This window comes from Thiomonas sp. SCN 64-16, from assembly GCF_001725585.1.
Lineage (GTDB): Bacteria > Pseudomonadota > Gammaproteobacteria > Burkholderiales > Burkholderiaceae_C > Thiomonas > Thiomonas arsenitoxydans.
On the sequence record NZ_MEGQ01000017.1, the window covers coordinates 25,416 to 48,075 of the forward strand.

Below are 22,660 nucleotides of genomic sequence, written 5' to 3' on the forward strand. Positions count from 1 at the left end.
GCGAAATCATCGCTGTGTTCCCTGAAAACAACGAGGAGATTGAAATGGCTGAGAAAAAAGCGATCAACCCGGCGCCATTAGGCCTATCCGGATTTGCCTTGACCACGTGGTTGCTGAGCATGGTGAATGCCGGCTGGTTCCCCGGCGCGGATGTGCCGATGGTGCTGGCCGCCGCCTTTGCATTCGGTGGAACGGCGCAGTTTGTTGCGGGTGTGGCGGAGGGATTCGTTGGCAACGGCTTTGGCTTTGTGGCGTTCTGCGGATACGGCGCGTTCTGGTGGAGCTTCGCCCTGTTCGTCGACTTTTTCGCCAAGGGCGTTGGCGGCCCGTTCGTCGGCTGGTATCTGCTGCTCTGGGGTGTTTTCACCACTTATCTGTGGATTGCCACCTGGAAAAAAGGTCGCGCCCTGATGCTGGTTTTCACGGCGCTGGTTCCCACCTTCTATTTGCTAGCTGCGGGTGCATTGACCGGCAACAGTGGCTTGACCGTATTCGGGGGCTATCTGGGACTGATAACGGCGGCACTGGCGTTTTATCTCGCAGGGGCCGAAGTCATCAACGAGGCTTGGGGGCGCGTGGTATTGCCGGTTTGACGATCTGTTGAGGGGATGTGGCAGGCCCATGCTTGATACAACCGGCGCTGCAGCGCAGCATCAAAACGACTGAATCAGCATGAACTGATTCAGCACGGCGTCAGTTTTGCGCTGCAGCATTCTGGCAAGAGTGCTGCGTCCGTCCCGAGCTCTTCTGGTCGGATGCTGCCATCAGGCGCGGCTGGCTTATCGGTCAGACCGGGCACTCGTACCCAGAGCCTGTTCACATCATGAAAAATCGCTGGATCGTTCTCGGCGCGGCCGTTGCTTTGTCCGCGCCTATTGCCTGGGCCAGTCTGGTCCAGACACACGCATCACAACCCGACGCATCGAAGCGGCGGATGGTTCCGGCCGCGACCGCACAGATTGTGTCGCGCTCGTTGCCGGACAATTTGCAGATCCGCGCCGCAACGGGGCCTCAGGGCATCCCGGTGCAGGAATACATCGGGGCCGATGGATCGCTATTCGCCATCACCTGGGCCGGCCCGCAGCGCGTGCAAGCGCAAGACATGGTGCGCCATTTCTTCCCTCAAGCCTCGGCTGAAAACGCCCATGCCGCGCATGGCCTGCAAGCGGTGGTGCGAAGTGCGCGGCAATCGTGGGGCAATGAAGGCGTGGCCTACTTGCCCGCATTGATGCCGATGGATTTCGATCCGAACGGGCTGGCGCCTTGAGGCATGTCCAAAGGCCGCCTCTGGCTGATAGCTGGGCGGCGACTATTGCCTTGCCGATGCCCTGGCCCACAAAGGTTTCATCCGAGTGCGCAGCGCATCGTATTCGTGGTTGATGCGAACGATTTCGGCTTTTTGGCCTTGGATGAGTGCGGTTTGCTGCTTGGTCAGCACTTTGTTCTCATCGAGCTTGGTTCGCAGTTCGAGGGGCAGTGGGCCTTGCGGATAAAACTGCGCATCGATCTGCAGACGCTTGAACTGACGCTGCAGAGTAGCGAGTTGTTTTTCGGCGTCCTCGATCATCGACTGCGGCCGATTCAAATCGCTGACGCGGGCGGCCTCCAGCGCGGCTTCGTTCGGGTAGCGCAGCAACAGGGCACGATCCTCACGTTGCTGATCGCGCTGCTGTCTGGCCAGATTCTGCGCGGCCTCTTTTGCCTGGGCCTGCTCGGCCTGTTCCTTCATGGTCAGAATGCGCCGGCGCACGGTGCCGTCTGAGCCGATCACTTTGCCGCCATAGGTCAGGCAATCCTGCGTCAAGCGATCACTGGAAACCAGCGTGCCGTTCGCGTCGCGACAGAGGTAGATGTCAGCGTGCGCCCACGGAGCGGTGCACAACAGCAAGCCGAGGAGGAGGGGGCGAAGTTGGCGCACGGTCAATTTCATGAACTGCGGGTGAGAGTGTTGCTGCAACAATGTCGAAGTGGGCCGTCGCGTTGACGAGCCGCCTTATTGTGCCTTGCTTTGCGGCGTTGCAGGCGCTGCCTGTGTTGCAGAGCAGATACCCGAGTGCCTGCCTGTTCATTGCCTGACCCAACCGGATGCCTGGATATGTTGCCTTTCCCCTTGCGCGTGACCACTCTCAATCTCAATGGCATACGTTCCGCCGCGAACAAGGGGGTCGATGACTGGCTGCGCTCGCAGGCACGCCCGGATGTGCTCTGCGTGCAGGAACTCAAAGCGCTTGAAGCCGATATGACGCCCGGCCTGCGAACCTTGGGTGGATTGCCCGGGGCAGCATTTCAGCACGCCGAGAAGCCCGGCTACAGCGGCGTCGGCCTCTATTGGAAGCACGAACCCGATGAAGTGCGCATCGGTTTTGGCCATGCCGAGTTCGACGCGGAAGGGCGCTATGTCGAAGCCATTTACAAGCGCCCGGGCGGCGAGCGTCTATCCATCGTGTCTGCCTACTTCCCCTCAGGCTCCAGCTCCGAGGAGCGCCAGCAGGCGAAATTTCGGTTCCTGGCCGATTTCTACGAACACCTTCTGGCCCTGAAGGCCGCAGGCGAGGTGCTGCTGTGCGGCGATGTCAACATCGCCCACAAAGAGATTGATTTGAAGAATTGGAAAGGCAACCTCAAAAACAGCGGCTTCCTGCCGGAAGAGCGCGCCTGGATGACCCGACTGATTGACGAGGCGGGCTATGTGGACGTGTTTCGCCAACTCGACCCCGCGCCAGATCGCTACACCTGGTGGAGCAATCGCGGGCAGGCCCGAGCGAAAAACGTGGGATGGCGCATCGACTACCACCTGGCTACTCCCGGCATCGCGGCGCAGGCCAAAACGGATAGCGCCTGGATTTACACGGAGCAGCGGTTTTCAGATCATGCTCCAATAACAGTCGACTATGCCTGAGGTCGGTGTTGACGTCGATTTAAAACAGATCAGGCTCGGGATTGCTTAGAAATCGACACCTTTACCATCAGATACAGCCCTGTTTCGTCGGGCAGTTTGCGGGGCTTGTCGGTCGGCTTGGCGTTGCGAACGGCGGGGTCTGTCAGCGGCATGGCGGTATTTCCTCGGTCGATACCGTCAAAAGACGGGATACCGTCCAAAACACCGGCTGTCGACGAACTTCAGCGCACCGCTACAGACGGAAAGAAGCCCTAGATAAATCAACGATCTAGGGCTTCTGGACTTCTACGAACTGCAGAAAACGTGTTAATGGTGGAGCCGGGGGGAATTGAACCCCCGTCCGCAAATACTCCACAGCAGGATCTACGTGCTTAGTAACGCCATTTGGCTTTAACCCCTATGACGCGGGTGTACGCGCTTCATTTGGGGCGATCCACTGAGTTTAGGGCTGAATCGCGTGGCGAAATTCAACTCGAGCCAATGTGTATGACCTCGCAGGTGTTGCCACCCCGGCCCATCGGCCAACCGTTGCGAGGCTCACCGGTGTTAAGCGGCGAGGGCGTACGAAGAATCGTTCGCAGTTACTTTGTTTCCAGTGGTTTATCGAGCGTACTGGGGCTCGGCATGCACCTGTCTGTTTTGCTATCCACGTCGAAACCGGGTCGGCCCCATGGAAGGCTGATTGTACGGCAAGACCTTGTTTTGTTTCGCCGCTGTCAGGACATGAGGTCGAGCGTGAGCAATTCAAGGGGGTGATGGATGACCGCATCTGCGTCCCAACTTTCTGGGGCGCTGGGGCCACAATAGCCGTAGGCTGCGGCGATGGCGCGCATTCCAGCGGCTTGGGCGGATTGCATGTCTCGAAGGTCATCGCCGACGTAGATGCAGCTTGCAGGGTCGATGCGAAGCGCTTGGGCGGCGTACAGCAGGGGATCGGGTGCGGGTTTGGGGCGTGCGGCGGTATCGCCGCTGACCACGCATCCGGGGGGGTGCGGCCAGGGGAGTTGGGTGACCAGGGGCTGGGTATAGGTGCTGAGTTTGTTGGTGACAATGCCCCACGGCAGGGCGAGTTGATGCAGGCGTTCGAGCAGCGGGACGACGCCGTCGAACAGGGTGGTGCGCACACGGATCGCCTCGAGGTAATAAGCGAGGAAGGTTTCTTTCAATGCGTCGTACCGAGCCTCTTCGGGCGTGACCTGCATCCCTACCGCGAGCAAGCCGCGCGCGCCATGAGAGGCCATGGGGCGCAGGCGTTCGAGCGGCAATTCCGTCAGATCATGGTCTCTGCGCACTCGGTTGAGCGCAGCGGCCAGGTCGGGGGCGGTATCCGCCAGCGTGCCGTCGAGGTCGAATAGGCAGGCGCGGACAGGGCGGGCGGGCGACATCAGAGCGGGCGGCGCAAGGCCATGAGATAGTTGACGCTGGGATCGTGAGTGATGCGGAAGCGCTGGGTGAGAGGCTGAAATTCGAGCCCGGCAATGTCGGCAGTTTCAAGACCGCAGCGTCGGCCCATGGCGGAAATTTCGGAAGGCTGGAGAAACTTGGCGTAGTCGTGCGTGCCTTTGGGGAGGAGCCGCAGCAGGTATTCGGCCCCGAGAATGGCGAACAGATAAGCCTTGGCGTTGCGATTGAGGGTCGAGACAAAAACCCATCCGCCGGGGCGCACCAAGGCGGCGCTGGCTTGAATGATGGACGCCGGATCGGGGACGTGCTCAAGCATTTCCATGCAGGTGACGACGTCGAATTGTCCGGCGGCCTCGGTGGCAAGGCGCTCGGCACTGACGAGGCGGTAATCGATATCGAGCTGGGCATCGAGCGCGTGTAGGCGAGCGACTTGCAGCGAGGCATCGGCGAGGTCGATACCGGTCACCTTGGTGCCAGCCGCCGTCATCGACTCCGAGAGAATGCCGCCCCCGCAGCCGATGTCCACAACGCTTTTTCCACCCAGGCCGACATGGTCTTGAATCCACCGTAGGCGGTGCGGATTGAGCAGGTGCAAGGGGCGAAACTCGCCGTGTTCATCCCACCAGCGATGGGCGAGGGCGCTGAATTTGTCGATTTCTTCAGCTTCGACGTTGTGGTCTGTCGGGGTCATGGGCGGCACCTGAATCGGCGCGTCATTGAAACTTGATCAGCCTGTAATAAAGCATGCCGAGAAGTTCGTGTACGACGCGTGTGGTCTTGTCCAGCGCGCTGATCTGCGGGTTCAGCATGTCCAGCGCCTGAATCGGAATGGCTTCGTAGTCTACCGGCCAGGCGCAGATTGAAACCCGCTCATGGGCAAAAGCCATCATCGCGCGGGGCATGTGGTCTGCAGAGGTGACCAGGTAGCGGCGGCCGACCGGAAACTGGAGGATGCGCTCGCGCATATTGACGGCCGTCTGAAAGGTCGTACGCGATGTTGTATCCAGGATCATTCGGCTGGCCGGAAAGCCGAGTTGCACAGCCAGCGCACCCATCAGGTTGGCTTCGCGTACCTTTCTGCCCCATCCGCCGGAGATGAGCAGCGTGCTGTCGGGGGTGTGCTGCGCCAGTTGCACGGCAGCGAGCAGGCGTTTCAAACTCGCGGTTTTCAAGGCCGAGAAGTCTTGCGCGTGCATGGGGTTGCCGTCTATGCCGCCCGCGAGCACGACGAATAGCGCCCCCGGTGGGGGTGGGGAGCAGATTTTCTCCTGCGTCGCCTTTCGTTCCAGTGCGCCTAGAGCAAGATTGGCAAAGAGGGGCATGCTGGCCAAGAGGAACAGCACGGTAATGGCATAGGTCAGAAACCGGGTGAAAAACCGGTGCGAGCGCCAGGTGACAAACAGGGAAAGAATGACCAGGCCGCAAGCGGTCAGCCCGACGGGAGACAGCAGGAGTTCGAGGGTGAGCTTCAACGGCGTCAGGACAGGGCCACAGAGGCCGTGGAGGGGGAGGTCAGTCCAGCCCAGTCAAGGTAAACCTTTTCGTCGCCGTCCACCCAGACATGGCGTGAAAAAAGACGTTCCGCGCGTTGGCGCCCGGCGCGGCCCATGGCGGCCACCGTGTCACGCTCGCTGAGGGTGAGCATTTTTGCAGCCAGATCGTCGATGTCTGCAGCGGTGAACAGCAAGCCGGTGACGCCGTCTTCGACCACTTCGCCGCAGCCGCCGATGCGCGGCGCAATCACGCAGCGGCCGGCCGCCATGGCTTCACGCGCGGACAGCGGGAATGACTCGCGCGTTGAGGACAGCACAAAGACGTCTAGCAGGGCGAGGTGGGAGGGAATGTCGCGCTGCATGCCGGCGAAAATCACGGTGTTCTGCAAGCCGAGGCGGGCGACCTGCGCCTTGGTTTGATCGAGTAGCGGCCCGTCGCCCACGATCAGCAGGCGGGTTTCAGGTTTGCGCTGCACGATTTTGGCGAAGGCATCGACCAGATAGTTGTGGCCCTTTTCTTCGGACAGGCGGGCCACGATGCCGAATATCAGATGCTTGCCCGGTTCCAGCCCATACTGGCGGGCGAAATCGGCTGTGCGGGTGGCCGTGGAAAATCGATCGAGATCGATGCCGCTGTGAATGACGGTGGACTGCTCGGGGGGCAGGCCGTTGGCGAGCAGTCGGTTGCGCTCGTAGTTCGACTCGAAAATGATGAAGTCCGCGCTTTGCCGCAGGATGCGACCTGCCCACTTGAAATTCTTGGGATTGTGAATGTTGTGGATGGTGGTCACGATGGGCACGCGACGGGACGTGCTCGCGACGCGGTAGCCGTAGGGCATGAGCCGCAGCGCGGCGTAGGCCACCATGGACGAGCGCACCGATTGCGGCGCGACGAGTTCGATGCCCTCGCGCTTGACGACCTCGCGCAGCTGCTTGAGGGCTCGAACGAACTGCGAGGCTGCGCTGAAATGAAAGTCGATATCGACATGAATGGCGCCCTTGCCGATCAGCTCTTTGAGCAGCACGCCGTCTGTGGTGGCCACATACACGATATGGCCCTTGGCGGTGAGGTCTTCCGTCAGGGTCAGCACGTCGGACTGCACGCCGCCGATGCCGAAGGGCTCAGTCATCAAGTACAGGATTTTCATAGCGTTGTGGCCTCGAACGAGGCGCTGGGTTTGAGGTGTTTCTGGGCGAATCGGCGGGTGCGACGCGCATGCAGCAAGCGATGAATCGGATCGAAAGCGCCGGCGATTTTCAGGCTGAATTGCGACATGTCATCGCGGTCGGTGATTTCGGTGCGTTTGAGCTGGAACAGATCGGCATCACGCCGATTGACCCCCGGCGCCACGCTGACGGCAGCGGCATAACCGGCTTGTCGCACCAGTTGAAGTTCGCGCGGGCTCAAATCGCCCGAGGGGTAACAGAAATACTGAACGGGTTGCTGCAGATGGACGGCGATTTCGCTTCGGCTGGTAGCGATTTCCTGTTGCGCCAGCGCATCGCTGATGGTTGGCAGGTAGGGGTGGGTGCGGGTGTGCGAGCCGATGGTGATACCGGGAGACCGGGCGAGGGCAATCACTTCGTCCCAGTTGAGGTGCAGCCGCTCGGTCGGCTGACTGCCGTAGCGGGGGTGGCTGAGCGCCTGATCGCAGAACTGGGTGGTCACAAAAATAGTCGCCGGAATACGATAGCGCTGCAGGATGGGCAAGGCCTCGGTCAGGTTGTCGAGATAGCCGTCGTCGAAGGTCACGGCGAACAGCGGCTTGCGCAAGGGCCCGGCCTGAATCGCCCGCAACCCGTCTTCGAGGCTGACCACGTTGTGCGAAGACAACTCTTGCATCTGCTGGGCAAAACGCGCGGGTGATACCGTGAGTTGGTCATAGGCGGCCAAATGCGCGACACGGTGATACATCAGCACGCGAAGACCCGGGCTCAGGGTGTTGCGCAGCTTGGCGTAAGGCAGCAAGGCAGTGGCAAGCAGACGACGCATGATTTACTCCGCAGGGGCGACTCGCGCCGGTTGAGGCTCTGACGACAGGCCCAGCGCTTGCTGATGGAGACGGTTGTAGGCCGCGGCGGTTCGCGAAACGTCGAAACGCGCGATCACGGTTTCCCGTGCCCGCTGTCCCAGACGGGCGCGCAAAGCAGGGTCTTGCAGCAAGTCGTCCAGGCGTTTGGCAAATTGCGGCACGTCGCGCGGCTCGACCAGCAGGCCATTATCCCCGTCGATGACGACATCGGGAATGCCGCCCACTCGGGTACACAGAACCGCCTTCGAACTCGCCATCGCCTCCAGCAAGGCAATGGGCAAACCCTCCCAATGCGAGGACATCACGAACACATCCATGGCCGCCACCAGGCGGGGCACATCGGTTCGCATGCCGGTGAAAATCACACAGTCTTCCAGCCCGAGAGCCTTGACCTGCTGCTTGAGCGCGTCTTGAAGATCGCCCGTGCCGATCACCAGGCAATTCAATTGTTTGTCACGCACCTGGGGAAGTTCGGCCAGCGCCCGGAACAGATCACCGTGTGCCTTTTGTTCGTGCAAGCGGCCCACAATGCCGATCAGGGGGTGATCTTCTGGAAGCCCGAATTCACTTCGGACGCCCGCTCCCGAAAAGCTGGAGAATTTCTGCAGGTCAATGCCATTCGGAATGGAGACCAGCTTGTCGGCGGGTATTTTGTCGCGTGAGGCCAGCGTTTGCGTGACCTCTTCACTGCACCCCACCACGGCGGTACTCAGTCGCGCGAACAAGCGGTCGATCAGTTTGCGGCCCGACCCTTTCCACGGGTTGACGATGTTGTGCACCGTCGAAAACACCGCCGGAACGCCAGTCAAGCGCGCAGCCAGACGGCCATAAGTATCGGCGGTGAACAGGTGTGTGTGCACGACATCAGCACGCTCGCGCTTAAGCCACGAAGCCACGCGGAAGACCAAGCCAAAATCCAGCTTGCCTTTGCGGCCAAAGATCACGACCGGAATGCCGAGTTTTTCAAACTCCTGTTCTAGCGGGCCTCCCTTGATCAGGCAGACGATGGTGTAACGGTAGCCCGGTATGCGCAGGCGCATCAAATCGACCAGCAGCATTTCCGCACCGTCGCGCGGCAGTTCGTCGATCATGTGGACGATGTGTGGGGAGGTTTTATCGCGGTTATCCATTTCTGTTTTTGGCGCTGATATATTGTTTCGGATCAAACAGATGGGCCACGATGGCAATATAAATCCATAAGAATACATCGACCGAGGTATCTATAATATGCGTCCCGAACATATTTACCGCAACCAATCCCGCTACCAGCGTTACCGCACCTAAACCAATGATGCGGTCGATATCTACGGTGCTCTTTTTATAAACAAACCAACCACGAAAAGCGAGTGCTCCAATAATCAGAAGGAGCGTGATCAGGCTGGGCACGCCCATATTGGAGGCCGCATACAAAAACATATTCTGATTGTCCGTAGCATCTCCGGTCGAGCCTTCATAGAATCCTGGAACATAGCTTGGCACCAAGCTGTGAAACTGATCGAACCCTTTGCCGAAAATTGGATCTTCCTTTGCCATCTCTATAGCTGCGTCCCAAAGCAAAAATCGTGAGTCTGCACTCTTGTCGATTTTTGAATCAGCTTCGTGATCCTGATAGGTTTGAGCTACTCGGGCCTTCATCGAATTGGGCACCAAGGCAGGAATGAAAAAGTAAATTGTTCCAATGACGAGCAAGACCAGAACAAAGAACTTTTTGCTTTTGACGAATGAAAGCGTGGCAAGCTCCATCGCGAAAGCCAGATAAGCACCGCGAGAAAAGGCCGCCAGCAATACTTTCAGGCCAATCAGGACGATGGGCGCCAAGCGCCACGATTTCCAGCGTGGGAAATAATAGGCCCCATAGGCTAGCAAGGGCGCAAGAGAATAGATAATTTGCGCTGCGAATTCGTTCGGCTGCCCAATGGGGCCTAGCAGCCGCGATTTTTCGATGCTGCTTGCACCGCGGGTAAGCCACCATTCGTGTATGCCGTAAAGAAAAATGACAGCTGCGGAAAACATCATATAGACGATGAGTCGTCTAGCCATATTCTTATCTTGGATCAGGTTGACGACCAGAAAGAAAATAATAAACTGGTCGAAAAATCCCCGAGCCGACAAAAGATAGTTCCAGATGAATGGATGCAGCCCAATATGATAAATTGCTGTAAAAACAGAAATAACGCTCAGGAAAAACCAGATGCCTACCAATCGCGTGAACGGCAAGGGGTTGAACATCTTCCTTTGATTTTTATAGGCATGCAGGACCCAGAATGAAATCAAAAACAATTCCAGCAAATTGGTGCCGTTGATGCCGGGTGCAATCAGAACTGGGTAGAGTTTGCTTAAAGGGTAATAAATGATGACCAGTGCAAGAAGGGGCTCTGGACCTTTGCGCAATTGAACCAGCAGGAGCAGGCCAAAGATCAAGGCAAAACCGTAGAGGCCAATTTTCCCTGGATGGAGTTTGAAAACGATGATGCTGAGAATAAATAAAGCGGGTACGGCGAGCAGTCGAAGAATGGAGTACAGCTCCTTGCCAGCCCAGTTCGCATTTTCAACCGGGTTTTCAGCCGGATTTTCAACCGATGGGGCTGAAGCGGGCCGCCTGTTGTTCAATCCCCCAGGTTTTTGGCGTGGGTGCGGGGTGGTCACGCTCATGGCTGCTGGTGTGGCACGCCTTTGACGCGTGCATAGAGTTGGTGGTAGCGCGCGTTGCCAATGAGGCGTTTGGTCCCTGTTTTGGCGAGCGAAATGATCTGCGCGCGAAGCAAGGTGGTCGCGTCGGCCCGGGCATAGGCCATGAAAGTGGCGTCTGTCGTTCCAGCGCGGATGGCCAGGCGGGGCAGGGGGCGCGTTGAGGCAATCGGGCGAGTGCTCAGGGTGCCAATGGCCGATCCATGAAGGACGGTGTAGCCCACGTCTTGTGCCAACCGCAGGCCGCGATCGTCGTAACGCCCCCCGGGGAAGGACATTTGCCTGACTGTTATCTGCAACTCATTTTCGAGGCGGGCATGCGATTGCTGCAGCTCGCTTTTGAGCGTGTCGTCTGGCAGGTCGCTGAGAAAGCGGTGGGTGTGTCCATGCCCGCCGACCACCATGCCTTGTTGCGCGAGCTGGCGAACCTGATCCCAGGTGCAAAAACCCGCTCGCTGACCGATGAAGTCGGTGGTGACGAAAAACAGCGCGCTCAGACCGCGTTGCTTGAGCAAGGGCAGGGCGAGTTCAGCATTGCTGGCGTGGCCGTCGTCGAAGGTGAGTAGCACGCCGCCGGGAATGGGCGAGCCGGTTTGCTCGAGAGCGTGCGGGGGGATGACTGGAATGTGGGCTGCGGCTAGCAGATCGAGCTGTCTGGCAAACGTCTCCGTGGAGAGGGCATAGGGCCGGTCGATCGGGTCGATGGCCAGACGCTGCGCCTCGGTGGCGTAAAGCCCGTGGTACATCAGAATGCTCAGGCGCTTCATGTTTTTTCCCACTTGGCGTCGGCGCGGCCCTGGGCGAATTTCAGCAGGGCCAGCATGGCGGCGGCATTCATGTCGAAAAACACATGGGCGAAGCTGACGAATTTGTTTTTGCGCAGCGCGGGCGCCCAGTGTCCGGCGGCAGCCAGGAGGTAAAACGCAAGCTGCGCCAGCAGCGCAAGGCGGTAGAACGCCGACGGGATGAAGGCGCTGGTGAACAGGGTGATGATGAGGGCGTAGGGCACGAAGAGCCGGAAAACCTTGTGGGACAGGAACTGGAACCATACCGGGTTCTGCATGGGGCTGAACAGCCAAAAATTTCTCGAAAAGGTCTGGAAATTGCCTGTGAGGGTTCGAATCTTGCGTTTTTGTTCCGCGGCGGACTCGGTTTGCAGGGTGTCGTAGACGTGGGCCTGGGGTTCCATCAGGGTTCGTTTACCCGCGCGGGTGATTTGCATGGGAATCTCGAAGTCGTCGAGGATGGTGTCCGGCGGGATGGGGGAGAAGTCGCGGGTGCGAATGGCGTAGAGCGCTCCGGTTGCGCCCACGGTCGAGTGAAAGCGGCTTTCGGATTTGCGGATGGCTTTTTCGTAGCGCCAGTACAGCCCGATGTTCTGCCCGGTCTGGGTGCTGCTGGGACGATGCACCAGTTCGCCGCTCACGGCTCCGACGGCGGGGTCGCAGAAATCGGAAATCAGCCGACGCACCGATCCGGCTTCGAGATCCTGGCGCACGTCGCAGAACACGACGAATTCAGTCTGCACCTGAGCGAGCGCCAGGTTGAGCGCATACGCCTTGCCTTGTCGCTGGGCATAAGAGAGGGTGCGCACGCCGGGGGCGCCCTGTAGCACGGTGGCAGTGGCGTCGGTCGATCCGTCGGAGACCACCAGAATGTCGATCTTGTCCTTCGGGTAGTCGAGCGCGCGCAGATTAGCGATCTTGCCGGGCAGGCGCACCGCCTCGTTATGGCCCGCCATGACCACGGTGAGGCGGGGAAGTGACTCGTTGTCGAGCAGGGGGCAGGCAAGCTGCGGGCGCCGCCTGGCCAGCAAGCCGATCAAAACGGGATAGCCGACGTAGGTGTAGAGGATGAACAGGGCCGCGGCCCAGAACAGAACAAGCAGGATCATGACGAGGACGGGGGCGAGGCCGCCTGCGCTCTGAGCGGGGCGAGTTGCCGCAGGCCGCGTTGGACGGTGTCGATCCACTGCTGCTGGGCGACGCGGGTGGTGACGGCATGATCGATGTCATGCAGGTGGGCAAAAAGCAGACGGGGGTTGCGGGCTTGACGCAGACCGAGAGCGTTGCGCAACTGATCGGCGTAATTCACCGCGCTGAAATCGGTGCCCGCGCTGAAAACCATCACCCCGACGCCGCGCTCGGCCAGCGCAAGCAGGCCCCGGCCCAGGGTGCGGCGATCGACCCTTTCTTCGTCAACCGATGCTGCGCTGCTGGCCTGCATCGTGGTGAAGCGGGCACCCTTGGTGAAAATTCGAGCAGCCTGGGCGCCCACTGCGGCCACGCCACGCAGACCCACGCGCGTCCACACCGCCCAGGCCTTGGGCCCGTAGCCGTGGCGCATCAGCCGCACGCCCAGGTAGCGCACCACGCTCAGCGGGGTAGTGAAATTCAGCGCGTCGTACATCACGATGGCACTCACTCGCGGGTCGACCTGCGCCGTCCAGTAGCTGGGCATGGCGCCGCTGCAAAACCCGACGAGCGCGAAGTACTGTGCGCCCGTGGTGCTTTGCAGCACGTCCATGGCGGCGCGCAGATCGGCCACCACCTGGTCTTTGTAGGACAGCCTGCCGTCGGCACGCAGGCTGTCGCCCATGCCGTGCAAGTCGCAACGCAAGGTGGCGACGCCGTCAGCGGCGAGGGCGCGGGCGAGTTTGACGTTCACACGGTGCGCACCGACCCGGTGGATGACCCCGGCGTTGAACAGCAGCACGCCGAAAGGAGGCGGCGACGCGGCGGCGTTGTCCGTAAATGTCACGGTACCCAGCAGATCGGCCTGCGGGCCGAAGGTCAGTGTGGTTTCACGCATGGGCGCTCTCGGCAAGATGGTCCAGCAGATCGCGTATCCAGTGCATGGGGACGATGGACGTGGCGGCAGCGCTGTCGGTGGCCCAGTCGATCCGGGCGTCGCTATCGACGAACTCCACGGCAGGCGGCAGGGTTACGCCAGCGCGTTGCAGAAACTGTCGAGTCGCCTGCGAATCGGGCGAGAGCAGACGCAGCGTGCTGGCCAGAACGGTTTCCAGACAGGCCGGGGTGATGGCGTCGATCTGGCTGCGGGTTGCAGGGCTGAGGTAAAAACCGAGGGCCTCGCTCTCTGGGGTTGGCAGCATGGTGTCGCGCAGGCGGGCACTCAGCGGCCAGCGCACGCCATAGCCCCGGTGGAGCGATTCGAGACTGGAGTCGGCCAGGCTGCGCAGATAGGCGCTGCCATCGAGCACCGGCTCGATGAGCATCAACAGCTGCGCCGGTGTGGGCGCCAGCCGCGCCACTTCCAGGGCGATGGTGCCGCCCAGACGCAGGCCGACGGCCGACCAGCGAGGCGCACGACTGCGGCGAAGCAACTCCGCCAGCGCCGCCCGCGCATCGGCAATGCTGCCCTGCACATCCCACTCCTCATCGCTTCCGGCCGAGTCACCGCTGCCGTAATAGTCGAATCGCAGCACGTGATAACCGGCCGCAGCAAGGCGTTCGCCCATCACCCGGTAGAGCCGGTGCGCGCGTATGCCTTCCTGCCCGAAGGGGTTGCACAGCAGCACGGCATGCTGCTGCGGCTGGGCATCCTCAGCCGGTTCGAGATAGAGGCCAACCAACTCGCGGTTGCCGTTGAAAAGACGCACGGGAGTCAATGGGTTCTCCCTGAAGCGAGAGCCTGTCGATACAGCACTTTGCCAAAACCGCCCAGCACGGCCAGCGCGGCGGCATGGCCGGGCGGGCTCTGAAGGGCGGAAAGGTCGATGAAATCGGCGGCGGCGATTTGAGGGTCCGCTGGAATGAGCAGGTCTTTGAGGACGACCCGCTGCCGCGTCACGGCCATTCCGATATGCAGGGTTTTGGGTTCGAGGGCCAGACCGAGGCCCAGCGCTTTCATGCAGGCCTCCTTGCGGGCCCAGCAGGCGAAAAACACCCCGGTCTGTTGCCTCGGCGGCAGTTGCACGAGTTCTGCAAATTCGTCTGCGGTCAGCACGCCGGAGGCCAATGCGGCGTCGGGCAGATCGGGGCGGATGGCTTCGATGTCCACCCCCAGCGGCACGCCGTTGCTCACGGCCAGCAGCGCCTTGTCCAAGCTGTGGCTCAGGTTGAAGCACAGCGTCGCATCGCCCGAGTGCCCGGTCAGCGCCGGTTTGCCGTGAGGGCCGAGGGCAAACTGCAGGTCTTGTGGCGCACGCTTCAGGTAGCGGCCGAGAATCTGCCGGGTCCAGCCATGCGCGGCGATGAAACGGGTCTGGTCGACGGCAAAGACGAAACGTCGTGCCCGCTCCTGTTCGGCGGCGTCGAGCAGATCGAGGGCACATGCCGGCGGGCGGCGCAGATCGAGTTCCCAGACGTGCACGTCGCGCTGTTGCGGTCGCGACAGCGGCGCGGCCGGGTCGTGCGCGCGGGCGGCGGAGCCCAGACGCAGGGCGCTTCGCACCTGTTGTGACAGGGGGGTGGACAAGGTTTTCACGCGGCCGGATGAAGCAGGTTGCGCATCAGAAAAATCGTTTTCGAGGTCATCGACCGGCATGATGCAGGCGTCGCCGTCTTGCAGACAATCCCGTCAAGCGGGGGCAAACAAGAGCCTCAAGGAATACGGATTAGAGGCCGTTCTGGCCGGATCATAGGCAAGAGTCGTCGTTGTTCCGTGACAACTTCTGCACAGTTTTCGAGGGAAACTGGGCTCACTCGTGCAACGCCCGGCGGGTCGTTGCGATGGCGGTGCAAAGCTGCTGCACCCCGTCGAGCACATCCACGCCCATGCGCGGCAGGGTGTTGGGGGAGAGGGCGACCAACTGGTCGTGCCGTACCGCGCTCAATCGCGGAAACTGCTTCCACGACTTGAGCCACTGCGCGCCTTGGGGACTGGAGGTCACGATGAGTTGCGGGTCGGCCTGCAGCACGGCTTCGGCACTGATGGTGGGCGCCAGAACCGCCAGCGAGCCAAACACGTTCTGCCCGCCGCACAGGGTGATGGCCTGGCTGATGAGTTGCTTGTGGCCCACGGTGATCAGCGGCTGGTTCCACACCTCGTAAAACACCCGTACAGCCGGTTTTTGGGCGGCGTAACGCTGCCGGATGGCAGCCAGCCGCGTGTTGAAATCGCGCACCCAGCGCCCGGCTTGCTGCTCGGTGCCTGCCAGTTCGCCGATGCGGCTGACTGTGGACGCCAGCGACTCGAAGGTGTTGGCCTGGCTCCAGTACACCGGAATGCCCAGCGCTTTGAGCCTTGCCACTTCGCGCGGGGGCGTGCCCGATTGCCAGGCCAGAATCAGATCGGGCTTGAGGCGAACGATGGCTTCCAGATTGAGGGCGAACGCGTCGCCCACGACCGGCAGTTTGCGCGCCCAGAACACATTGCCCGCGCCCTGAATCTGGCCGACCACGAATTTGCTGGCCCCGGCCGCCGCGCTGAGTTCGAGCAACTGCGGCGATAGCGCGATGATGCGCCGTGCCGGTGCGGGCAGGGAAACCACCTGGCCGGTGTCGTCGGTCACCCGCACCGGGGCCGCCCAGGCGGCGCTGGGCAGCAGGGCAAAGGCGAGAAGCGCCCCAAGCCATCGAGAAAGGATCATGTCGGTGCGGGGGTTTTGGGTTTGAAGGCGCACAGATCGGCCACCCCGCAGCGCCAGCATTCCGGCTTGCGCGCCTTGCAGACGTAGCGGCCGTGCAGAATCAGCCAGTGGTGGGCATGCAGGCGGAACTGCGGCGGAATGACCTTCTCCAGCTTGGTCTCCACCGCCAGCGGGGTGTTGCCCTTGGCCAGCCCGAGGCGATTGGCCACGCGGAAAATGTGCGTGTCCACCGCGATGGTGTCTTGCCCGAAGGCCACGTTGAGCACCACATTGGCGGTTTTACGGCCTACGCCCGGCAGCGATTCCAGCGCCTCGCGGCTGCGCGGCACTTCGCCGCCGTATTGGTCGATAAGAATGCGGCAGGTGGCGATGATGTTTTTCGCCTTGGTTTTGTACAGCCCGATGGTGCGGATCGCCTCGCGCAGCCGGTCTTCGCCGAGGTCGAGCAGCGCCTGCGGGGTGTTGGCCACGGCGAACAGCGGCCGGGTGGCCTTGTTCACGCTGACATCGGTAGCCTGGGCCGAAAGCGCCACCGCGACCAGCAGCTCGAAGGGCGTGCGGTATTCCAGCTCGGTGCGCGGCTCGGGGTTGGCGGCGGCGAAGCGCTCGAACAGGGTCTGGATCTGGGCGGGTTTCATGCGGCGCGATGATAGACGCGGCGAGTTTTCGCCCTCTGGCGGCCATGCCAGCGGGTAGAGGGGCGATGGTATGATTTCCTTCCGTTGTGAGATTCACAATTTCTTTTGTAAATCATAGAGTTAGAACATATCGATGCGTTTGACCTCACTCCGTCTGGCCGGATTCAAGTCGTTTGCCGAACCCGTGACGCTGCCCTTTCCCGGCCGCATCAGCGGAATCGTCGGGCCCAACGGCTGCGGCAAATCGAACGTGATCGATGCGGTGCGTTGGGTGCTGGGCGAGAGCAAGGCCAGCGAGCTGCGCGGCGAGTCCATGCAAGACGTCATTTTCAACGGCAGCGGGCAGCGCAAACAGGCCAGCCGCTGCAGCGTGGAAATGGTGTTCGACAACAGCGATCACCGCATCGCCGGGCAGTGGGGACAATTCACTGAAATCGCCATCAAGCGCGTGCTCACCCGCGACGGCACGTCGAGCTATTTCATCAATAACCAGGCGGTACGCCGCCGCGACGTGCAGGATATTTTTCTCGGCACCGGCCTGGGGCCGCGCTCCTACGCCATCATCAGCCAGGGCACCATCACCCGCATTCTGGAGTCGCGCCCCGAAGACCTGCGCATGATGCTCGAAGAGGCCGCCGGCGTGTCCAAATACAAGGAGCGCCGCCGCGAAACCGAGAACCGCCTGCAGGACACCCGCGAGAACCTCACCCGCGTGCAGGACATCCTGCGCGAACTCGGCAGCAACCTGGGGCGGCTCGAACAACAGGCCGAAGTCGCCACCCGTTACCAGGGCCTGCAGGCCAGTGCGACTCTGGTGCAGCAGCAGCTCTGGCTGCTGCGTCAAGAAGAAGCGCAGGCCAAACGCCAGCAGATCACCTTGGCCGGCGGTGAGGCGATGAATGCGCTCGAAGCCCGCATCGCCGAGCAGCGCGCAATCGAGGCCGAAATCGAAACCTTGCGGCAGGCACAGTTCGCCAGCAGCGATACCCTCAACCGGGCGCAGGCCGCTTTCTACGCCGCCCAGTCGCGCGTCAGCCAGCTCGAGGCGGAAATTCGTTTCGTCGTTGAGGGCCGTCAACGCGCTCAGGCCGCGCTGCAGTCGATAGACGCGCAAACGCAGGACTGGCAGCAACGCCACGACACCGCCGTGGCGCAGGCCGCCGACACCGCCGAGCGCCTAGCCGATGCCGAGGTGCAGGCCGAGGTGGCGCAGGCCCGCGTGCAGGAGCAAAGCGAACGCCTGCCCACGCTGGAAGCCGCCCTGAGCGACGCGCAGCTGCGCGCCGCCGACGAACGCGCGCAGGCCGCCGCGGCCCAGCAGGCGCTGCAGGCCGAGGCTTCACGGCAGCGCGGCCTGGGGCAGCAAATCCAGCAGCTGCAACAGCGCGCCGAGCGGCTGCGCGCCGAGCAACGCGCCGTGGTCGCGCCCGACAGTCTGCGTCTGGCCGATCTGCAGCGGCAGCAAGAGAGCCTGAGCGACGTGCTCGACACCACCCGCGCGCAGCGCGAACAACTCGAAGACACCTTGCCCGAGCTGCAACAGGCGCGGCAGCAGGCGCAGCAGTCGCAGCAGGCCGCCGCCGCGCAGCTTGCCGCGACCAGCGCGCGCCTGGCTGCGCTCAAAGCGCTGCAGGAGCGGGTGCTCACAGAAGGCAAGCTGCGCCCCTGGCTGGCGAAGCACGGGCTCGACGGCCTGTCGCAACTCTGGTCGCGCCTGCAGGTGGAAAACGGACTGGAAACCGCGCTCGAAGCCGTGTTGCGCGAGCGCCTGTCCGCGCTGGAACTGCGCCAGCTCGACATGGCCGAAGGCTTTGCCGCAGACGCGCCGCCGGCCAAGCTGGCGTTCTATTCAGCAGCGGTGCAGCCCCCGGCTGCCGAGACGCGGGCGATTTCCGTCCCGCCCGCGGGCTGTCGGCCCTTGCGCGACGGCGTGCGCAGCGGTGATGCGGGGCTGGCCAGCTTGCTCGACGACTGGCTGGCCACCGTTTTTATCGCACCGTCGCTGCAGCAGGCGCTGGCGCTGCGCGCCACTCTGCCTGCGCAGACCGTGCTGCTCACGCGCGAAGGCCACACGGTGTCGCGCCAGAGCGTGAGTTTTTACGCCCCGGATTCCGAGCAGTCCGGCGTGCTCGCGCGGCAGCAGGAAATCGACAATCTGGAGCGCCAGATCAAGGCCGAGCAGCTCATCGGCGAGCAAAGCCGCGCCCAGCTTCATCAGGCCGAACACGATCTGGGGCAGGCGCAGGAGCAGCTCGCCGCGCTGCAACGCCGCCAGCAACAAGACACCCAGCAACTGCACACCGTGCAGGTGGAACTGCTCAAACTCACCCAGCAGGCCGAGCAAAGCGCCGCGCGCAATCAGCAGATCGCCACCGACCTTGGCGACATCGACGCCCAACTCGATGAATTGCAGGCGCAGCAGGCCGAGAGCGAAGCGCGATTCGAGGAGCTAGACGCGCGCCTGGCCGACCAGCAGCAGCTGCAGGCCGATCTCGAAACCGAGGTGATGGCCGCGCAGCAGGCGCTCGCCGATGCCCGGGCGCAGCAGCGCCAGCTCGAATCGCAAGCGGCCGAGAGCGGCTATGCGGTGCGCAGCCTGCAACAAAAGCGGGCCGATCTGCAACGCGAGGCGCAGATGGCGCTGGAACAGATCGCGCGTCAGGCCAGCGCGCGTGAAGCGGCGCAGGCCGAACTCGCGCGGCTGAGTGAACAAGGCGCGCAGACCGGCCTGCAATCGGCGCTGGCCGAGCAGCAAAGCGCGCAAGCCGTGCTGGGCGCCCGCCGCAGCGAAGCCGACGACATCGCCCAGCAACTGCGAAAGCAGGAGGAGGCTCGGCTGACGCTCGACCGCGACCTCGATCCGCTGCGGCAGCGCATCACCGAATTGCAGCTCAAGGAGCAGGAGTTTCGGCTGCAGGCCGAGCAGTTCGCGCAGCAGCTCGCCGAGGCGCAGGCTGATATCGAAGCGGTGCGCGCCAGTCTGCCGACCGATGCCCAGGCCCCGGCGCTGGCGCGCGAGCATGAACGGCTGCAGCGCGACATCGCCGCGCTGGGGGCGGTGAATCTGGCCGCGCTCGACGAGCTGGGTCAGGCGCGCGAACGCAAACAGTTTCTCGACGCCCAGTTCGAAGACCTGCAAACCGCCATCACCACCCTCGAAGACGCCATCCGCAAGATCGACGCCGAAACCCGCGACATGCTGGCCACGACTTTCGAGCAGATCAACGACCACTTCGGCCGCATGTTTCCGCTGCTGTTCGGCGGCGGTAATGCGCGGCTCATCATCACCGGCGAGGAAATTCTCGACGCCGGGGTGCAGGTCATGGCGCAGCCGCCGGGCAAGAAGAACAGCTCGATTCACCTGCTCTCCGGCGGCGAAAAGGCGCTGGTGGCCATTGCGCTGGTGTTTGCCATCTTTCAGCTCAACCCCGCGCCGTTCTGCCTGCTCGATGAAGTGGACGCGCCGCTGGACGACGCCAATACCGAGCGCTACGCCCGGCTGGTCAAAGACATGTCGGCCAGCACGCAGTTCCTGTTCATCTCGCACAACAAAATCGCGATGGAAATGGCCGACCAGCTCATCGGCGTGACCATGCAGGAGCAGGGCGTCTCACGCACCGTTGCCGTGGAAATGGACGCGGCGCTACGCTTTGCCCAGGCCGCTTGATCCACACACTAAGCCGCGCACACACTCAAACCCCGAGGATTACTGGATGGGACAGTTGCAAATCGCCTTGATCGTCATCGGCGCCATCATCATCGCCGCCGTCATTGCCTACAACACCTGGCAATCCGGCAAATTCAAGCGCCAGCGCGCCGCCGTCGAAGACGATGTGCAGACCGCGATCGAGCCAGCCGGGCTCGACACCTTGACGCCAGACACCCACGGCCACACGCTCGAACCCGTCGCGCTCAGCCCCGAAGTCGCCCCCAGGCCGCGGCTGATGCCCTTGCAGATCGACCCGCTGATCGACGCCATCGCCAGCTACCTGCTCGAACCCGTGCGTTCGGGCGAGGTGCTGCTGCCGCGCCTGCCCAAAACCGCGCGCGCCGGGGCCAAGCGCATGTTGTTCGAGGGCCGCAACGCCGAAACCGGGCAATGGGAGCCGCTGCAGCCGCAGCATCCCTATGCCGAACTTCAGGCCGCGGTGCAACTGAGCAACCGGGCCGGGCCGATCAATGCCATCGAGTTTTCCGAGTTCATCGCCAAGTGCCACGAACTCGGCGAGGCGCTGAACGTGGCGCCCGATCTGCCCGATATGGCCGAGGCCCTCGAACAGGCCCGGTCGCTCGACGCCTTCGCCAACGACAACGACGCGCAGCTCTCCATCACCCTGCGCGCCCGCAGCGTGCCCTGGGGCATCGACTTCCTGCGTCAGCGCGCCCAGGCCGCCGGTTTCGTTCCCGGCGCCGAGGCCGGGCGCATGGTGCTGCTCTATCAAGACGTGGAGCAGGCGCCCACGCCGCTGGTGCATCTGCAATTCGACGCCCGCGCCGATCTTTCCGACAGCGCTGCCGCCGTCAGCCATGCCACCTTGCTGCTCGAAGTGCCGCAGGCTCCGGCCGCGCAAAAGCCCTTCAGCCGTATGCGCCAGGCCGCCCGTGAACTGGCGACCGCACTCGACGCCGCCGTGGTGGACGACAACAACGCCCCCTTGCCCGACGCCGCGCTTGACCACATCGAAAAACAGCTCGATCTGCTGTACGAAGTGCTGGAACAACGCGGCCTGCCCGCAGGCTCCGCCGCCGCGCAGCGGCTGTTTTCTTGACGCACAGGCTTTGACGACCCGCTTGCTTTCCTGATGACCCAGCCCGATCTTTTCGCGCAGCCCGCCGAGCGCGCGGCGCAATTGCGCGCCGAAATCGCCCGCCTCGATCACGCCTACTACGTGCTCGACGCCCCGCTGGCGCCCGACGCCGACTACGACGCGCTGTTTCGGGAGTTGCAGCAAATCGAGGCCGACCACCCCGAGCTGCGCACCACCGACTCGCCGACCCAGCGCGTGGGCGGCGCGCCCCTGCCCGAGTTCGCCCCGGTGCGGCACGCCGTGCCCATGCTGTCCATCCAGACCGAAACCGACACCACGCCCGAAGGCGCGGCGGCTTTCGACCAGCGGGTGCGCAACCGCCTCGGCCTGAGCGCCGACGATCCGCCCGTGAATTACTGCGCCGAACTGAAGTTCGACGGCCTGGCCATCAGCCTGCGCTACGAGCACGGCCAGCTGGTGCAGGCGGCCACCCGTGGCGATGGCGAAACCGGCGAAGACGTCACGCAGAACGTGCGCACCATACGCAGCGTGCCGCTGCAATTGCGCGGCAACCCACCGGCGGTGCTCGAAGTGCGCGGCGAAGCCCTGATGAAACGCGCCGACTTCGAGCGCTACAACGCCCGCCAGCGCGACAAAGGCCTGCCCACCCTGGTCAACCCGCGCAACGGCGCGGCGGGCAGCATTCGCCAGCTCGACCCGGCCATCGCCGCACAGCGCCCGCTGGCCTTCTACGCCTACGGCTGGGGCGAGATTGCCGGCTGGGCGCAGCAGCCCGACACGCATCACGCCATGCTAGATGCCTTCGAGACCTTCGGCCTGCCCGTCGCGCCGCAGCGCGTGCATGGCCCCGGCGCGCAAACCCTCATCGACTTCCACGCCCGCATCGCCGCCGCGCGCGACAGCCTGCCCTTCGACATCGACGGCGTGGTCTATAAGGTCGATAGTCTCGCTCTGCAGCGCGAACTGGGCTTTCGCAACCGCGAGCCAGTGTGGGCCGTGGCGCACAAATGCCCCGCGCAGGAGCGCAGTACCAAGGTCATCGGCATCGACATTCAGGTCGGGCGCACCGGCAAGCTCACCCCTGTCGCCAAGCTCGAGCCGGTGTTCGTCGGCGGCGTGACCGTGACCAACGCCACCCTGCACAACGAAGACGAAGTGCGCCGCAAAGACGTGCGCGTGGGC

22 protein-coding genes and 1 other RNA gene are annotated in these 22,660 nt (G+C 62.7%); 6 read left to right on the forward strand and 17 right to left on the reverse strand.

The genetic code is table 11. From position 1 onward, the window contains the following. Nucleotides 1-44 precede the first annotated feature (44 nt). Nucleotides 45-593: an acetate uptake transporter gene (locus tag ABT24_RS06355; RefSeq protein WP_013105655.1), complete on the forward strand. Its 549-nt coding sequence runs from the start codon at nt 45-47 to the stop codon at nt 591-593. Between the two features lie 230 nt (nt 594-823). After that, entirely contained in the window at nt 824-1,267 is a 444-nt protein-coding gene (locus ABT24_RS06360) for a DUF2844 domain-containing protein (RefSeq protein WP_276710312.1), read from the forward strand. Between the two features lie 42 nt (nt 1,268-1,309). Here the strand turns inward: ABT24_RS06360 and ABT24_RS06365 are convergent, their stop codons facing one another. Beyond that, complete coding sequence (locus tag ABT24_RS06365; protein ID WP_013105657.1) at nt 1,310-1,930, reverse strand: DUF4124 domain-containing protein; 621 nt, start codon at nt 1,928-1,930, stop codon at nt 1,310-1,312. Nucleotides 1,931-2,095: 165 nt separating this feature from the next. Between ABT24_RS06365 and ABT24_RS06370 the strand changes: the two genes are divergently transcribed. After that, complete coding sequence (locus ABT24_RS06370) at nt 2,096-2,899, forward strand: exodeoxyribonuclease III (protein ID WP_276729883.1); 804 nt, start codon at nt 2,096-2,098, stop codon at nt 2,897-2,899. 29 nt (nt 2,900-2,928) lie between these two features. Here ABT24_RS06370 and ABT24_RS06375 read toward each other — a convergent pair whose 3' ends face one another. From ABT24_RS06375 to nth, 16 genes are all read right to left on the reverse strand, one after another. Continuing rightward, nucleotides 2,929-3,051, reverse strand: coding sequence for a hypothetical protein (locus ABT24_RS06375; RefSeq protein ID WP_276729885.1), 123 nt, complete (start codon nt 3,049-3,051; stop codon nt 2,929-2,931). 158 nt (nt 3,052-3,209) lie between these two features. Beyond that, nucleotides 3,210-3,569: a transfer-messenger RNA gene (ssrA, locus tag ABT24_RS06380) on the reverse strand. A 46-nt stretch (nt 3,570-3,615) separates the two neighbouring features. Continuing rightward, the gene (locus ABT24_RS06385) at nt 3,616-4,284 is read right to left on the reverse strand and encodes an HAD family hydrolase (protein WP_276729887.1); all 669 of its coding nucleotides are present in this window, start codon (nt 4,282-4,284) and stop codon (nt 3,616-3,618) included. Next, nucleotides 4,284-4,994 (reverse strand): bifunctional 2-polyprenyl-6-hydroxyphenol methylase/3-demethylubiquinol 3-O-methyltransferase UbiG, encoded by a 711-nt coding sequence (ubiG, locus tag ABT24_RS06390; protein ID WP_276729889.1) that lies wholly within the window; start codon nt 4,992-4,994, stop codon nt 4,284-4,286. The genes ABT24_RS06385 and ubiG overlap by 1 nt, the downstream gene beginning before the upstream one ends. 22 nt (nt 4,995-5,016) lie before the next feature. After that, nucleotides 5,017-5,646 carry a YdcF family protein gene (locus tag ABT24_RS06395; RefSeq protein ID WP_286737537.1) on the reverse strand — a complete coding sequence of 210 codons (630 nt, stop codon included), beginning with the start codon at nt 5,644-5,646 and terminating at the stop codon, nt 5,017-5,019. 134 nt (nt 5,647-5,780) lie between these two features. After that, nucleotides 5,781-6,944, reverse strand: coding sequence for a glycosyltransferase (locus ABT24_RS06400; RefSeq protein WP_276729895.1), 1,164 nt, complete (start codon nt 6,942-6,944; stop codon nt 5,781-5,783). After that, nucleotides 6,941-7,789 carry a polysaccharide deacetylase family protein gene (locus ABT24_RS06405; RefSeq protein WP_276729898.1) on the reverse strand — a complete coding sequence of 283 codons (849 nt, stop codon included), beginning with the start codon at nt 7,787-7,789 and terminating at the stop codon, nt 6,941-6,943. The genes ABT24_RS06400 and ABT24_RS06405 overlap by 4 nt, the downstream gene beginning before the upstream one ends. 3 nt (nt 7,790-7,792) lie before the next feature. Beyond that, nucleotides 7,793-8,959, reverse strand: a complete 1,167-nt coding sequence (locus ABT24_RS06410; protein WP_276729901.1) for a glycosyltransferase — start codon at nt 8,957-8,959, stop codon at nt 7,793-7,795. After that, nucleotides 8,952-10,481 carry an O-antigen ligase family protein gene (locus ABT24_RS06415; RefSeq protein WP_276729904.1) on the reverse strand — a complete coding sequence of 510 codons (1,530 nt, stop codon included), beginning with the start codon at nt 10,479-10,481 and terminating at the stop codon, nt 8,952-8,954. The genes ABT24_RS06410 and ABT24_RS06415 overlap by 8 nt, the downstream gene beginning before the upstream one ends. Continuing rightward, complete coding sequence (locus ABT24_RS06420) at nt 10,478-11,284, reverse strand: polysaccharide deacetylase family protein (RefSeq protein WP_276729905.1); 807 nt, start codon at nt 11,282-11,284, stop codon at nt 10,478-10,480. Before ABT24_RS06420 ends, ABT24_RS06415 begins: the two co-directional genes overlap by 4 nt. Next, entirely contained in the window at nt 11,281-12,411 is a 1,131-nt protein-coding gene (locus tag ABT24_RS06425) for a glycosyltransferase family 2 protein (protein ID WP_276729907.1), read from the reverse strand. The genes ABT24_RS06420 and ABT24_RS06425 overlap by 4 nt, the downstream gene beginning before the upstream one ends. Beyond that, complete coding sequence (locus ABT24_RS06430) at nt 12,408-13,328, reverse strand: serine aminopeptidase domain-containing protein (protein WP_276729909.1); 921 nt, start codon at nt 13,326-13,328, stop codon at nt 12,408-12,410. The genes ABT24_RS06425 and ABT24_RS06430 overlap by 4 nt, the downstream gene beginning before the upstream one ends. Then, entirely contained in the window at nt 13,321-14,139 is an 819-nt protein-coding gene (locus ABT24_RS06435) for a serine aminopeptidase domain-containing protein (RefSeq protein ID WP_276729931.1), read from the reverse strand. The genes ABT24_RS06430 and ABT24_RS06435 overlap by 8 nt, the downstream gene beginning before the upstream one ends. 5 nt (nt 14,140-14,144) lie before the next feature. Continuing rightward, a complete protein-coding gene (locus ABT24_RS06440) occupies nt 14,145-15,026 on the reverse strand; it encodes a 4'-phosphopantetheinyl transferase family protein (protein WP_276729910.1) in 882 nt (293 codons plus the stop codon). Nucleotides 15,027-15,180: 154 nt separating this feature from the next. Further along, the gene (locus ABT24_RS06445) at nt 15,181-16,071 is read right to left on the reverse strand and encodes a cobalamin-binding protein (RefSeq protein ID WP_276729912.1); all 891 of its coding nucleotides are present in this window, start codon (nt 16,069-16,071) and stop codon (nt 15,181-15,183) included. Continuing rightward, nucleotides 16,068-16,709: an endonuclease III gene (gene nth / locus ABT24_RS06450; RefSeq protein ID WP_276729914.1), complete on the reverse strand. Its 642-nt coding sequence runs from the start codon at nt 16,707-16,709 to the stop codon at nt 16,068-16,070. Before nth ends, ABT24_RS06445 begins: the two co-directional genes overlap by 4 nt. A gap of 133 nt (nt 16,710-16,842) precedes the next feature. Here nth and smc point away from each other — a divergent pair, with 133 nt between their 5' ends. The 3 genes from smc to ligA form a co-directional block, all read left to right on the forward strand. Then, nucleotides 16,843-20,376, forward strand: coding sequence for a chromosome segregation protein SMC (gene smc / locus ABT24_RS06455; RefSeq protein ID WP_276729916.1), 3,534 nt, complete (start codon nt 16,843-16,845; stop codon nt 20,374-20,376). A 46-nt stretch (nt 20,377-20,422) separates the two neighbouring features. After that, entirely contained in the window at nt 20,423-21,478 is a 1,056-nt protein-coding gene (locus ABT24_RS06460) for a cell division protein ZipA C-terminal FtsZ-binding domain-containing protein (protein WP_276729918.1), read from the forward strand. 33 nt (nt 21,479-21,511) lie between these two features. After that, nucleotides 21,512-22,660 (forward strand): NAD-dependent DNA ligase LigA (ligA, locus tag ABT24_RS06465; protein ID WP_286737543.1); only part of this gene is annotated, 1,149 nt, incomplete at its 3' end.